General features: G+C 73.5%; 12 protein-coding genes. 7 read left to right on the plus strand and 5 right to left on the minus strand.

The window, feature by feature from the left end; all coding sequences use genetic code 11:
- The first annotated feature begins 6 nt into the window (after window positions 1–6).
- The 4 genes from B056_RS0121965 to B056_RS0121980 all read left to right on the plus strand — a co-directional run bounded on the left by B056_RS0121965 (window position 7) and on the right by B056_RS0121980 (window position 5,063).
- Window positions 7–927 (plus strand): metal ABC transporter permease, encoded by a 921-nt coding sequence (locus tag B056_RS0121965; RefSeq protein ID WP_018504017.1) that lies wholly within the window; start codon window positions 7–9, stop codon window positions 925–927.
- Window positions 927–1,883, plus strand: coding sequence for a metal ABC transporter permease (locus tag B056_RS0121970; protein WP_018504018.1), 957 nt, complete (start codon window positions 927–929; stop codon window positions 1,881–1,883). Before B056_RS0121965 ends, B056_RS0121970 begins: the two co-directional genes overlap by 1 nt.
- Window positions 1,884–1,945: 62 nt before the next feature.
- Window positions 1,946–3,160: a pyridoxal phosphate-dependent aminotransferase gene (locus B056_RS0121975; protein WP_018504019.1), complete on the plus strand. Its 1,215-nt coding sequence runs from the start codon at window positions 1,946–1,948 to the stop codon at window positions 3,158–3,160.
- 121 nt (window positions 3,161–3,281) lie between these two features.
- Window positions 3,282–5,063 (plus strand): glycosyltransferase family 39 protein, encoded by a 1,782-nt coding sequence (locus B056_RS0121980; protein ID WP_018504020.1) that lies wholly within the window; start codon window positions 3,282–3,284, stop codon window positions 5,061–5,063.
- A 60-nt stretch (window positions 5,064–5,123) separates the two neighbouring features.
- Here B056_RS0121980 and B056_RS0121985 read toward each other — a convergent pair whose 3' ends face one another.
- Window positions 5,124–5,768, minus strand: coding sequence for a hypothetical protein (locus B056_RS0121985; RefSeq protein ID WP_018504021.1), 645 nt, complete (start codon window positions 5,766–5,768; stop codon window positions 5,124–5,126).
- A gap of 211 nt (window positions 5,769–5,979) precedes the next feature.
- The gene (locus tag B056_RS0121990; protein ID WP_018504022.1) at window positions 5,980–6,381 is read right to left on the minus strand and encodes an SCO5389 family protein; all 402 of its coding nucleotides are present in this window, start codon (window positions 6,379–6,381) and stop codon (window positions 5,980–5,982) included.
- A gap of 185 nt (window positions 6,382–6,566) precedes the next feature.
- On the opposite strand from B056_RS0121990, the gene B056_RS37535 reads away from it, so the two are divergent.
- The gene (locus B056_RS37535; RefSeq protein ID WP_407672412.1) at window positions 6,567–7,106 is read left to right on the plus strand and encodes a Fur family transcriptional regulator; all 540 of its coding nucleotides are present in this window, start codon (window positions 6,567–6,569) and stop codon (window positions 7,104–7,106) included.
- A 9-nt stretch (window positions 7,107–7,115) separates the two neighbouring features.
- Here the strand turns inward: B056_RS37535 and B056_RS0122000 are convergent, their stop codons facing one another.
- The 3 genes from B056_RS0122000 to B056_RS0122010 form a co-directional block, all read right to left on the minus strand.
- Entirely contained in the window at window positions 7,116–8,075 is a 960-nt protein-coding gene (locus B056_RS0122000; RefSeq protein ID WP_018504024.1) for a hypothetical protein, read from the minus strand.
- A gap of 424 nt (window positions 8,076–8,499) precedes the next feature.
- On the minus strand, window positions 8,500–9,666 hold the full coding sequence (locus B056_RS0122005; RefSeq protein ID WP_018504025.1) for a CapA family protein: 1,167 nt from the start codon (window positions 9,664–9,666) through the stop codon (window positions 8,500–8,502).
- Window positions 9,667–10,246: 580 nt separating this feature from the next.
- Window positions 10,247–11,116, minus strand: coding sequence for an LLM class F420-dependent oxidoreductase (locus B056_RS0122010; protein WP_051105714.1), 870 nt, complete (start codon window positions 11,114–11,116; stop codon window positions 10,247–10,249).
- Between the two features lie 329 nt (window positions 11,117–11,445).
- Between B056_RS0122010 and B056_RS0122015 the strand changes: the two genes are divergently transcribed.
- Together B056_RS0122015 and B056_RS0122020 are read left to right on the plus strand one after the other, a co-directional pair.
- The gene (locus tag B056_RS0122015) at window positions 11,446–12,525 is read left to right on the plus strand and encodes a thiamine pyrophosphate-dependent dehydrogenase E1 component subunit alpha (protein ID WP_018504027.1); all 1,080 of its coding nucleotides are present in this window, start codon (window positions 11,446–11,448) and stop codon (window positions 12,523–12,525) included.
- A 185-nt stretch (window positions 12,526–12,710) separates the two neighbouring features.
- On the plus strand, window positions 12,711–13,658 hold the full coding sequence (locus B056_RS0122020; protein WP_051105715.1) for an alpha-ketoacid dehydrogenase subunit beta: 948 nt from the start codon (window positions 12,711–12,713) through the stop codon (window positions 13,656–13,658).
- The last annotated feature ends 1 nt before the right edge of the window (window position 13,659 follow it).

Here is a 13,659-nt window from a genome sequence, read left to right on the forward strand (position 1 = left end):
CAGGCCGTGAGCACGCCCGGCGATCTCCTGATCACGCCGTTCGAGCGGCCGTTCATGTACCGGGCGCTGCTCGAGGTGCTGCTGCTCGGGACGCTGAGCGCCGTGGTCGGCGTCCTCGTCCTGCTGCGCCGGCTGGCCTTCCTCACCGACGCGCTCACCCACGCCGTCTTCCCGGGCGTCGTGGTCGGCTTCCTGATCGCCGGCGACTCCGGCATCGTGCCGGGGGCGCTGCTCGTCGCCGTCGCGGGTGCCGCCGGGTTCACCGCGTTGGTCTCCACCCGGCGGGTCACCGAGGACGCGGCGATGGCGATGCTGCTCACCGGCTGTTTCGCCGTCGGCGTCGTGCTGGTCTCGCGCCGGGAGTCCTACACCTCGGATCTCACCGCCTTCCTGTTCGGACGGCTGCTGACCGTCGACTCCACCGACATCACCGTGACCGCGGTGACCGCCGCCGTGGCCCTCGCGGTGCTCGCACTGATCCACAAGGAGCTGCTGCTGCGGGCGTTCGACCCGGAGGGGGCGCGCGCGGCCGGGTACCCGGTGTGGCTGCTGGACCTGGTCCTCAACCTGGTGATCGCGCTCGTCGTCGTCGCCGCCGTCCGCGCCGTCGGGACGGTGCTGGTCATCGCCCTGATCGTGATCCCGGCGGCGGCCGCCCGGCTGCTCAGCGACCGGCTGGTGGTCATCGTGCTGGCCTCGATCGGGCTCGGGGTCCTCGGCGGCTGGCTCGGCCTGGTCGCCAGCTACGAGGCGTCGGTGCGCCACGAGATCCGGCTCGCCGCCGGCGCGTCGGTCGTCCTGGCGCTGGTCGCGATCTACGCGCTGGCGCTGCTCGTCGCCATGCTGCCGCGCCGGTCGCGCGCCGCGCGTTCCCGGCCCCGGGAGAGCCGGCGGCGGCGGCCCGTGTCGTCGGGCGGGGCGACCTGATGGCGCTGTTCGAGTCGCTGGGCGACGGCTACACCCGGCGGGCCCTGATCGAGGTACTGATCGTCGGGACGCTGTGCGGCGCCGTCGGCGTACACGTCGTGCTGCGCCGGCTCAGCTTCCTCACCATGGCGATGACCCACGCGACCTTCCCGGGCGTGGTGATCGCCTCCCTGATCGGGATGAACCTCGTGCTGGGCGCCGGGCTGTTCGGCGTGCTGGTGGTGAGCGCGGTCGCCCTGCTCACCGGCACCCCGGGGCACTCGGCCGCCGGCGGTGGCGGTGGCGCGGGCCGGGGTGGCGGCGGCTCGGGCGGTGCCGGCTCGGGCGGCGGCGCGCGGCGCGCGGGCACCGGCGGGCGGGACGTGAGCACCGTGACCGGCGTCGTGCTCTCCGGCGGGTTCGCGCTCGGCGTCGCGCTGATGTCCGCCCGGGACGGGTCGAACCGTGACCTGAGCGCCTTCCTGGTGGGCTCGGTGCTGACCGTCCAGGAGAGCGACCTGGTCGTCAGCGGTGTGACGGCGGTCGTGGTGCTCGCCGCGCTCGTGACCCTGCGCAAGGAGCTGCTGCTCGGGGCGTTCGACCCCACCGCGCTCACCGCGGCCGGGTACCCGTCCCGGGGGCTCGGGCTCGTCCTGCTGCTGCTCGTCGAGGCGGCGGTCGTCACCTCGCTGCCCGCGGTGGGCACGATCATGGCCGTCGCGCTGGTCGTCGGCCCGGCCGCCACCGCCCGGCTGTGGTGCTCGCGCACATCGACGATGACCGCGGTCTCGATCGCGGTGGCCGTGGTCTGCGGTGTGGTCGGGCTCGCCGTCAGCGAGCAGTGGGACATCGCCGCCGGCGGGGCGATCGTGCTGACGCTGGCCGCGGCCCTGGTGCTCTCCCTCGTCCTGGCGCCCCGGGGCGGGCTGTCCGGGACGCCGGCGGCGCGGATCGCCGCGGCCACCCACCGCGGGTGAGGCCACGCCCACGGCACACGGGGGCGGGAAATCCAGTCGACACGGCATCTACCCTGGGCACTATGGAGTTCGCCCAGTCCGACAAGCTCGCCGACGTCTGCTACGACGTCCGAGGTCCCGTCCTCGACGAGGCGACCCGGCTGGAGGCCGCAGGCCAGCGCGTGCTGAAGCTGAACATCGGCAACCCCGCCCCGTTCGGCTTCTCCGCGCCGCCTTCGGTGCTCGCCGCCGTGGTCGAGAACCTCGCGGCGGCACAGGGCTACAGCGACTCCAAGGGCCTGCTCCCCGCCCGCGAGGCCGTCGTGCGCTACGCGGCCGGCAAGGGGATGACCAGCGTCACCCCCGACGACGTCTACCTCGGCAACGGCGTCTCCGAGCTGATCATGATGTCGTTGCAGGCGCTGCTGAACAACGGCGACGAGGTGCTCCTGCCCGCCCCCGACTACCCGTTGTGGACGGCGGTGGTCAGCCTCACCGGCGGGCGGCCGGTGCACTACCTGTGCGACGAGTCCGCCGGCTGGAATCCCGACCTCGACGACATCATCCGCAAGATCACCCCACGCACCCGCGCGATCGTGATCATCAACCCGAACAACCCGACCGGCGCCGTCTACGACCGGCCGGTGCTCGAGGAGCTCATCGAGGTCGCCCGTCGGCACAACCTGATGCTGTTCTCCGACGAGATCTACGATCGCATCCTCTACGACGGCGCGGAGCACCACTCGCCCGCCGCGCTCGCCCCCGACCTGTTCTGCGTCACGTTCAACGGGCTGTCGAAGGCCTACCGGCTGGCGGGCTTCCGCTCCGGGTGGATGACCCTCTCCGGGCCGCGCCAGCACGCGTCCAGCTACATCGAGGGCCTGAACGTCCTGGCGAACATGCGCCTGTGCGCGAACGTGCCCGGCCAGTTCGCGCTCCAGGCGGCGCTCGCCGAGGGCGGCGGCGCCGGCGATCTCGTCCTGCCCGGCGGCCGGCTGCTGGAGCAGCGCGACACGGTGGTGAAGCTGCTCAACGACATCCCCGGGGTCTCGTGCGTGCCCCCGCGCGGCGCGCTGTACGCGTTCCCCCGCATCGACCCCGAGGTCCACCCGATCGACGACGACGAGAGCTTCGTGCTCGACCTGCTGCGGGCCGAGCGGATCCTGCTGGTGCAGGGCACCGGGTTCAACTGGCCGCGGCCCGACCACGTCCGGCTGGTGACCCTGCCCTGCGTCGACGACCTGACCGACGCGGTCGGTCGGATCGACCGTTTCCTGACCGCCTACGCTCGGACCTGAGCGTCTCGTCCCGCTTTGCCGGACGGCGCCGCGCAGGCGATGTCCACAAGGGACGGCACCCTGTGGACAGAACCTGTGGACAACCGGGTGGAGGACGCGCGTGTACTGGCCGAGCCGGTCAGTGGAACCGACCGGCCGGCCGGCGCCGGACACACGTGAAACAATCGGGCCGCGCGGCGCGGGGGACGTACTGGCGCTGGTCACGGTCAGCCTGTTGGCGGTCGTGGTCCAGGCGGTGCTCTGGGAGCGTTTCCGTCAGCCGCTCTGGTACGACGAGCTGTGGCGCCCGCACTTCGTCGCCGAGCCGGCCGGGACCTTCTGGTCGGAGCTCTCGGTGGCGAACACCCCGTCCGCGATCGGCTCGATGGGGCTGCTCCGGGTTTGCGGTGACGTGTTCGGGTGGCATGCCTGGGCCCTGCGGCTGCCGTCCGCGGTTCCCCTCGTCACGCTCGCCGCCGGCACCTGGCTGCTGGGCCGCCGACTGACCGGCCGCGCGGCGGCGTTCGCCGCGGCGCTGACGGTCACCCTCGCCGGCACCGTCGTCGACCTCGCCTCCCAGGTCAAGCCGTACACCCTCGACGCGGCCTGCGCGGTGGCCGTGGTCATGCTGTGGACGCGGGCCGCTCCCACCACCCGAGCGCTGCTGTGGAGCCGGTTCGCCGTCGGTGTCCTCGCGCTGTTCTCGCTGCCCGCGCTCTTCCTCATCGTCCCGCTGACCGTCCTGGACGTCGCCCGGCCGACCGCTCGCGCGGCTGCCGCCCGGCCGGCGATCCGTTCGGCCGTTCACGCCGTGCTGTGCGATGCCCCCGCGGTCGTGGTCGCCGGGCTGCACGCGGCGCTGTTCGTGTTGCACCAGTCCGGCCAACGGGCGAGCACCTTCTGGGACGACCACTTCCTGGCCGGGCGAGGCCCGCTCGACGGGATCCGCTTCGTCGCCGACCAGCTCGCGGCGACCGCGGCCGGCGCGCCCCCGGGGATCGACCGCTACGACCCGAACCTGGTCCACCCGCTGACCGACTCGTCCGACCCGGTGGTGATCGTGCTCGGCTGCGCCGTCGCGATCGCGTTCGCGGCCGGGGCGGTCACGCTGTCCCGGCGCCCGGACGGCCGGGTGCTCCTGGTCGCCACCGGCGGCGCCGAGCTGATGGTGCTGGCGGCGAGCGCCGGGCGGTACTGGCCGTTCGGCGCCGTACGGACGAACGTCTTCGTCGTCCCGCTGCTCACCGTGGTCGCGGCCGCCGGCGCCGCGGCGCTGGCCCGCGCCGCCCGCGACGCGTGGGCGGGGGCTCGCCCCGCCGGCGGGCAGGCGGCCGGCCGGCGCGGCGCGGCGGCGGTCCTGCTGGCCGCGGTGACGGCGGTGACCGTCCTCGCCGCGGCCGCGGTGCCCGCCGCCGCGGTCAGCGCCCTGCGCCCGCTGTGGGAGGAACGCGGCGAACGCCGTCCGATCGACCTCATGGTGGACGCGACCGTCACCGCCCGCCGGCTCTACCGGCCCGGTGACCTGGTCGTCGTAGGCGGCCGTCTCGCCCGCGCGGGCTGGCTGTACGGGATGGAGGTCAGCCAGGACGGCGCCGCCGACAACCGCACGCCCGGCCAGGAACGCCCCCGCCCGGGCGCCGAGGTGGTCGCCGGGCCGGTGGGACCACGGGTGCGCCGCTCCTCGACCGTCTTCCTGACCGCGATCGGAGACGGCGGCGTCGGACGGACGCTCGCCCGGCGCGCGCCGGGGCCGGCCGGTCGGGTACTCCTGTTCGTCCTCGCCTACGACCGCCGGGGCACGGCCCGTGCGCTCGCCGAGGCACAGGCCGCGGGCTGGTGCCCCGCCTGGACTCACGACTTCGAACTCACCGGCACCCTGCGCGTCCTCACCCCGTGCGAGGGCCGGGCCGGCGACACCGCCTGAGCATCCCACCGGGCCCGGGCCGGCGGCGAACCTCGGGCCCGCACCGGCCCGACGGTGATCTCAGCCGGACACGGTGCCGTCGGCGCCGTCAGTACTGCCGGTGCTGTCAGTGCTATCGGCGCTGCCGGTGGCGGCCGGTGGGGTCGGCTGGGCGGTGGCCATGGGGAGCCCTACCCGGGTGGCCAGCGTGTCCCAGTCCCGGTCGCCGTCGGCGAGCGCCTCCCGGACCTGGGCCTGCAGCTGCGCGGCGGGGACCCGCGTGCCGTCGAAGAGCTGCGCGCAGGTGCGCGCGGCGGTCTCGTAATGGCCGGCGCCGCTGGTGAACAGCCGCTGCGCCTCAGGGTCCGGCCCGGGCGTGAGCCCGCCGGCCTGCTGCCCCTCCGCCGCGAGCTGGACGCACAGCGGTCGCAGCGAGGCGCCGTCCTGGGCGTCGAGGTAGGCCCGCGCGGACGCGACGCTGGTGGCGATACTGCCGCGCATCCCCTGGGTGGACGTGTACCAGGAAGCCAGCGGGCTCTGGTCGACTTCCACCCCCACCGGCGTCGCCGCCGTGGAGCCCTCGGTGAAGTCCGAGCCGGCGGTCAGGAAGCACCCGACGACCAGCACGACCGCGCCGAGCACCGCGGCACCCGTCGCCGCCGGGGTCAGCGGCGGCTCGGCGATCCGCCACGACTCCCCCCGCAGCCAGGCCGGACGTCCCGCCACCCACCACCCCCGGATTGCCCGCCACCGTATTACCGAGAGCAAAGGGTACGGGACGGACATTCCGGCGCCTCAAATGACCTCAGTGCTGGTCACCAGGCCGACCCGGAGGCAACCGACGGCAGCGAGGCCACCCGGGCCGTGCCCGGCCCACGCCCGGCTCCGCCGAACGCGGCCTGCGCGTGGGCTACGTGGGCTACGTGGGCTACGTGGGCTAACAGTCGACGAAGTCGGGCCGCTGGTTGAGCACCTGCGCCCGCGGCGAGACGAACGCCTGGTACTGCGCGCGCCCGACGGCGTCCGGGGCGAAGACCGCGACCCGGTGGCAGTTCTGGAACGCCAGCGCGACACCGAAGTGCCGTTCGAGCGCCGACCGGATGGACGTGCTCGCCAGGGCGCGCAGCAGCTGCCCCCGGGCGGCCTCGTCCGGCGGGGGCACCTGGTTGTCGGCGAAATCCCGGCCGGCGGGGCCGGCCGCGGGCAGGGCCGCGACCAGTTCCTCGACCAGCCGGTAGGCGTACGGGAGCGAGGCACGCACGCAGGCGACGAAGTCCTCGTCGGCCATTCGGCCCTCGCCGGCGGCCTCGACCAGCTCGGGCGTGACGGTCAGTGACATCTGGAACCTCCAGGGACGTACCCGGATCGGCGACAGTAGGCGCCGATGACGTCACACACCGTCGCACGAAATGAAAACCGATGTCAACACCGTTCCCAGTGCGGGAACTGAGGAGATCGCGCACCCTCCAGACGGGCCGGGTAGATGAGAGAGTGGATGTCGTGGCGAGTGTGGAAGACGAGCGGATGAGCTCCCCGCGCGGCGGGTCAGCGACTTCCGACCGGGTGGCAGGCGGCTCCGGCGCTGGCTCCGGTGACCGCTCGGGCGGGGCGGTGCCCCGCCCGGGCCGGGGCCGCGGCACCTCCGTGCGGGCCACCCGGCAGGGCGACGCGGTCTCCTCCGCCCTCGCGGCGACGGACGCCTTCACCAGCGCGCAGGACCTGCACGCCCGACTGCGCCAGGAGGGCCAGTCCGTCGGCCTGACGACCGTCTACCGTCACCTGCAGGTGCTCGCCGACCGCGGCGAGGTGGACGTCCTGCGCCGCGACGACGGCGAGACCGTGTACCGGCGGTGCACCACCGACGGTCACCACCACCATCTCGTGTGCCGCCACTGCGGCCACACGGTGGAGATCGCCGGCCCCGAGATCGAGACCTGGACGTCCTCCGTGGCCAGCGCGGAGGGCTTCACCGACGTCGTGCACACGGTCGAGATCTACGGAACCTGCGCCCGGTGCGCCGCCGCGCGCACCGGTGGCGACGGCGGCGGCGACCCGGCGCGCTGAACGCGGCGCTCAGCGGCAGACGCTGCCCGCATGGCCGAACCCGGGCTGGGAGAGGTCGAGGTCGAGCGTGTTGCCCCGACCGCTGATCGGCTTCAGGTCCATGACGCACTCGCGGCCGTTCGCGGTATCCGTGACGGTGACGCGCTGCGCGCCGGCGTAGAGCGCGCCGCTGCTCCAGTTCGCCGCCCCCGAGCTCGTGAAGACGGCGAAGGACGAGATCGGGTACCCGGTCGACGAACGGGCGTCCCCACCGAAGATGAGGAACTTCACCCGGTCGCGGGCCGGGGTCAGTCCACCGTCGGTGAGCCGGCCGCCGACCTGAGCCGTGCCGGGATCATTGAGGGTCGTCAGTTTGATCCGGCCGACATACGCCGAGTACGTCCAGCCGTTGGCCCGATGGTCGAAGACGTCGATGTAGAAACGCGAGTGGACGAACTCGGCGTCCCGGTCGACCTGCGGGTAGAACTCGAACGAGAGTCCGGCCGTGCGCCGGCCCCAGCCGGTGTTCAGCGTGCCGCCGTTGACCAGGTCGGGCTGGCTGTCGCCCATGAAGTACCCGTTGGGGAAGACCAGCCCCTTGCCCGTGGCGAAACGCGTGTACGTCGCGTAGCTGCCCCGTTCCTGGCAGGCGTTGACGAAGGTGTCGCCGGTGCCGGTGTTCCGGTTGTAGTTCTGGCACGGCAGGTAGGGCTGCTGCGTCGAGCCGAGAACCAGGTCGACGCCGATGGCCCCGGAGATGGGCACCGGGCCGCCGTTCTGGTCCGTGAGGCCCTCGAACGGGACGGCCGCGCCGTTGCCACGGGTCGAGTCGCCGGCGTACTGGGTGGTGTCGGCGGCCAGGGCGGGCGACGGAGCCCCGACCACCACCAGCCCGCCGCCGGCGAGAAAGACGAAGGCGACGAGTATCTTGCGGCCGACGCCGGCGGCCAGTCCGCGGCGGCTCGACCTCTTGCGCAGGGTACGCGACACGACACTCCCGGATCGACAGAGGCTGGGACGAGGCACCCGAGGCAGGCGCCGATTTCGCGACGCGTCTTCTCGCCAGAGACCGGCGTCACGCGTCAACGAAAGACGAGAAAGAGCAGGAAAGGACGGGAAGGCATTTCCGGGGCACTGTGATGTGGCGACGTCGGCACCACGCGTGCCGGCTTTTGTCACGGCTTCCTGCGAGCCAAGGTACAGCAGAGTGAAGCCCCGGCGGAAAACACCGGGGGACAATTACCTGAACGGGTGGGCGGAGGTCCGCCGACCCGCCCGGGAGTGCTGTTTACCGGGGGCCGGAGCCGATTACCGGGGAAGCCGCCGGCTGACGCGGGGAAGCGCGGGCTGACGCGGGGAAGCGCGGGCTGAGGGGAGAGCCCCTACCGGGGGGAGCCGCTGACCGGGGCCGCCGCTACCAGGGGGCGGTGCCGGCGAGGTCCGTGCAGTCGCGCAGGCTGTTCCACCTGGTCAGGGCCTGGCTGGCAGCGGCGCCCGCCAGCGGGCGCGGGGCCCCGTCGACGATCCGGCCGGGTACCCAGCTGGCCGTGGTCACCGCCCGGCCCTGGAAGGTCAGCTCAAGCACGCCGGTCTCGGTGTTGGGGCCGCCGCCCGACGCGTAGAAGACGAAGTTGCCCAGGCCGTAGCCGACGTACACGCCGTCGTGGTTCCACCCGGCGCCCTGCAGGACATGCGCGTGCCCGCCAACCAGCGCGTCCGCGCCCGCGGCGACCAGCGGGGCGACCAGGCTGGTCTGCGTGTCGCTCGGGCAGCTCTCGCGCTCCACCCCCCAGTGCAGGTAGACGATCACGGTGTCCACGGTCGGCCGCACCTCGCGGATCGCCGCGGCCAGCCGCTCGACCTTCTTCGCCGAGGCGAGCCCGGGTTTGCCGGGCCCGGCGGTCCACGCGGAGACCAGCTCGTCGTCGAGAACCTGCGTCGCACCGAAGATCGCGATTCGCTGGCCGTTCACGGTGGTCACGTACGGGGCGTAGGCCGCCGCGTCGTCCGCGCCGATACCCACGGTCGGGAAATCGGCCTCGCGGGCGCTGCGCAGCGAGTCCGCGAGACCTTCGACTCCGTAGTCCATTCCGTGGTTGTTCGCCATGTTCACCACGTCGACACCGGCGGCGCGCATGGCGGTGAACGCGGTGGGCGGCGCGCGGAAGACGAATGCCTTGGTGGCCGGCGTGCCGCCGGTCGTGACAGCGGTCTCCAGATTGACGATGGCCAGATCCGCCGCGGCCAGGGTCCGCGACATGGGACCCACCGCGGTCCGTGGATCGGCCGCGAGCCGCTGCCCGGGCGCGCCTTCGAAATGGACGTCCCCACCAAAGGCGATGCGGACCGGATTTCCGGTCGGCCGCCGGGCGCTGTTACCCGCCGCCTGGCCGGCGGGGGCCGACGATTCAGCGGGCAGCGGTGACGGGGGTGCCTGCGGTGACTGGGCCGGCTGGGACGCGCCCTGCGGGGCCGCGGGCTGGCCGGCCTGGCCCGGCCCGGTGCCGCCGAGCGCGGCGAGATTCCCCGAGGCGTCGTCACCGCCGCCCATCAGGCCGAACGTGGCCAGACCGACGCACACGGCGACCGCGAGAACAGTGCCTCCCGCGACCGCGGCGCCCCAGCTTTCCCGGAATCCGCCGGATCGACGCGTGGGGTCCGATCGCCGGCCATGCCGGCGCCTGGAGGTTGGGCCCTGCCGGCCGTCTCCGTCATCACCGAGCATTCGTCCGACCCCCGCCCGCGATAATCATCGAACGAAAGTCACCCTACCGGGAATCCCCCGTGGCGGCCCATCACCGCTGTGCCGCATGGAGCCCACCGATACATACCGGACGCACTCCGGTACTGGATCCGATGTGAAAACGGCACGACGCCCCGGTCTGATCAGGAAATCGGCACCGGGCCGTAATATCGCCGCGTGCGCCGGCCCGGGGCACCGAGTCGCGTTTACGACACGGAACGCACCGGGCCGGGAGGGCCTCGGATCCGGGCGGATCCCGCCCGTGATTGCGATTCGCCAAAATATCTTCTACCGGGCCAAGCTCTCAATCCCTCCTAAAAGCAACGTGGTGTCGCGGCGGAGCCTCAGCGCGACCCGGGCCGGGGGCCCGCTCGGGGCCCCGCGCCAGGGGCCCCGCCCGGAGACCGTTTCGGATGCCTCAGAGCGACAGCAGCGCCGGGGCCAGCTCGCGCCACTGCCAGCGCGGCAGCCCCCGGCGGTCGAAGTCCAGAACCTGCACCGCCACCTGGTCCGCGCCCGCGTCCAGGTGCTCCTTGATCCGGCCGAGCAGGACGTCGGCGTCCCCCCACGGGACGATCGTGTCGACCAGCCGGTCGGACCCGGTGCCGGCGAGATCGTCGTCGGTGAAGCCGTAGCGACGCAGGTTGTTCGTGTAGTTCGGCAGCCGCAGGTAGGACCCCGTGTGCCGGCGGGCCAGCTCGCGCGCCTCGCTCGCGTCCCGGTGCAGGACGAACGCCTGCTCGGGCACGAGCAGCTTCCCGGGCCCGAGCGCCGCGCGGGCGTCGGCGGTGTGCTCCGGCGGCACGAAGTAGGTGTGCGCGCCGTCCGCGCGCTCCCGGGCCAGGCCGAGCATCTTCGGCCCCAGCGCGGCCAGCACCCGCGGCTGGACCCCCTCCGGCGGAACCGCCCGGTACTGCTCGGCGGCCATCCGGTCCAGCTCGTCCAGGTAGGCCCGCATCTGGCCCAGCGGCTTCGCGTAGGTCGCGCCGCGGATGCGCATCAGCTCCGCGTGCGAGACCCCGAGCCCGAGCAGGAACCGCCCCGGGTACGCCTCCGCGAGCGCGAGCTGACCGGCGGCCATCGTCAGGGGGTTGCGCGCGAGGATCTGCGCGATCCCGGTCGCGATCGTGATCCGGGACGTCGCCGCGAGCATCAGACCGGCGGTGACCAGCACCTCGCGGCCCTTGACCTCGCCCGTCCACAGGGTGGAGTAGCCGAGCCCGTCGAGCTCGGCCACCGCCTCGCGCACCGTGGCGGCGTCGGAGAAGTCGAACTGCCCGCTCCAGATGCCGACCTTGCCGAGGACCGCCCCGACCGGCGGGCGTTCGCCGGGGGGCTCCGAGCCCCGCGGGCTCCCGGTGGTCGCGGCGGTCGCGGCGGTCGCGGGCGGGCCGGGGTGGCCCGCCGAGCCGCTGGCCGCGTCGCCGCCCGAGCCGCTGGCCGCGTCGCTCACGCTCACTGGGTCGTCGCTCACTGGGTCGCTCACGGGGTCACCGTATCGGGGGCACCCGGCCACGACCCGCCGTGCCGGGCGTCGCCCGGCGGCGTCCCACCCGGCCCGGCGGACATCGCCTTGTCGGGTTGCCGCGGTCGGGACGAGGACTATCGTTTGCCCGTGTGACGGAGCTCGTGCAGCTGCTCACCCCCGACGGCCGCCGCGTCGCCTCGGACTCCGGGCAGGAAACCGACTACCAGGAATTCGTCGACGGCGTGACCGACGACGACCTGCTCGGCCTGCTGCGGGACATGATCATTGTGCGGCGCCTCGACGACGAGGGGACGGCGCTGCAACGCCAGGGTGAGCTGTGCCTGTGGGCCAGCCTGCGCGGCCAGGAGGCGGCGCAGGTCGGCTCCGGGCGCGCCCTCGGCCCGTCCGACATGGCCTTCCCCTCGTACCGGGAGCACGGTGTGGCCTGGTGCCGGGGGGTGGATCCACTGGACGTGTTCGGCCTGTTCCGGGGCACCTCGCTCGGCAACTGGGACCCGGCCGCGCACGGGTTCGCGCTCTACGCGATCGTCGTCGGGTCGCAGACCCTGCACGCCGCCGGCTACGCCATGGGCATCACCCGGGACGGCGGTGACGGCGCCGCCATCTCGTACTTCGGGGACGGCGCGTCCAGCGAGGGCGACGTGAGCGAGGCCTTCGGCTGGGCCAGTGTCTTCTCCGCGCCGCTGGTGTTCTTCTGCCAGAACAACCAGTGGGCGATCTCGGAGCCGTACCGGCGGCAGAGCCGGGTGCCGGTCTACCAACGGGCGCGCGGCTTCGGCTTCCCCAGCGTGCGGGTGGACGGCAACGACGTCCTCGCGACCCTCGCCGTGACCCGGTGGGCCCTGCGGCAGGCCCGCTCCGGTGGCGGTCCCGTCCTGGTGGAGGCGTTGACGTACCGGATCAATCCGCACACCACCGCCGACGATCCGTCGCGCTACCGCCCGTCGGACGAGGTGTCCAGCTGGCGGCTGCGCGACCCGATCGAACGGCTGGCGATCCACCTGCGGGCCCGCGGCGCGCTGACCGACGAGCAGGAGGCCGGCCTCGCCGCCGAGGCGAACGCCGTCGCGACGGATCTGCGCGCCCGCTGCCTCACGCTCCCCGACCCGCCCGAGACCGCCCTGTTCGACCACGTCCAGGTGACGGAGAACAATCTGGTCGCCGCCGAGCGCGCCGCGTTCACGGAACTACGGGGAGCACTGCTTTGACCACCAGCGATACGGCCACGGGGGCGGCGACCGGCGCCGCCTCGGACGCGGTCGGTTCCGTGGGCCCGGTGCTGGGCGGGGAGCCGGTGGCGGGCGGGGAGCGGGCGGCGGGCGGAGCGCCGGCGGCGGGCCCGCGCCAGACCCTGACACTGGCGAAGGCGCTGAACACCGGCCTGCTCGCCGCCATGGCCGCCGACCCGAAGGTCGTCATCATGGGTGAGGACGTCGGCAAGCTCGGCGGCGTCTTCCGCATCACCGACGGCCTGCAGGACCGGTTCGGCGAGGACCGGGTCATCGACACCCCGCTCGCCGAGTCGGCCATCGTCGGCACCGCCATCGGCCTGGCCATGCGCGGGTTCCGCCCGGTCTGCGAGATCCAGTTCGACGGCTTCGTCTACCCGGCGTTCGACCAGATCGTCAGCCAGCTCGCCAAGCTGCACTACCGCTCGGCCGGGCGGATCCGGCTGCCGGTCACGATCCGCATCCCCTACGGCGGCGGGATCGGGGCGGTCGAGCACCACAGCGAGTCACCCGAGGCGTACTTCTGCCACACCGCCGGACTGCGGGTCGTCACCTGCTCCAGCCCCGCCGACGCCCACCTCATGATCCAGCAGGCGGTGGCCTCGGACGACCCGGTGATCTTCCTGGAGCCCAAGCGCCGCTACTGGGAGAAGGGCGAGGTCGACACCACCGCGCTCGCCCTCCTGCCGGCCCAGGAGCAGCTCGCGCTGCACACCGCGCGGGTCGTGCGGCCCGGGACCGACGCCACCCTGGTCGCCTACGGCCCGATGGTCCGCACCTGCCTGGACGCCGCCCAGGTGGCCGCCGAGGACGACGACCGCTCGCTCGAGGTGATCGACCTGCGCTCGCTCTCGCCGCTCGACCTCGACCCGGTCGTCGAGTCGGTGCGCCGCACGGGACGTCTCGTCGTGGTGCACGAGGCACCGTCGAACGTCTCGCTGTCCTCGGAGGTCGCGGCCCGGGTCACCGAGCAGGCGTTCTACCACCTGGAGTCACCGGTGCTGCGGGTCACCGGGTTCGACACCCCGTACCCCCCGGCCCGCCTGGAAGACCACTACCTCCCCGACGTCGACCGGATCCTCGACGCCGTCGACCGGTCGTTCGGCTACTGAG

The organism is Parafrankia discariae (assembly GCF_000373365.1).
In the GTDB taxonomy this organism is placed as follows: Bacteria; Actinomycetota; Actinomycetes; order Frankiales; family Frankiaceae; genus Parafrankia; species Parafrankia discariae.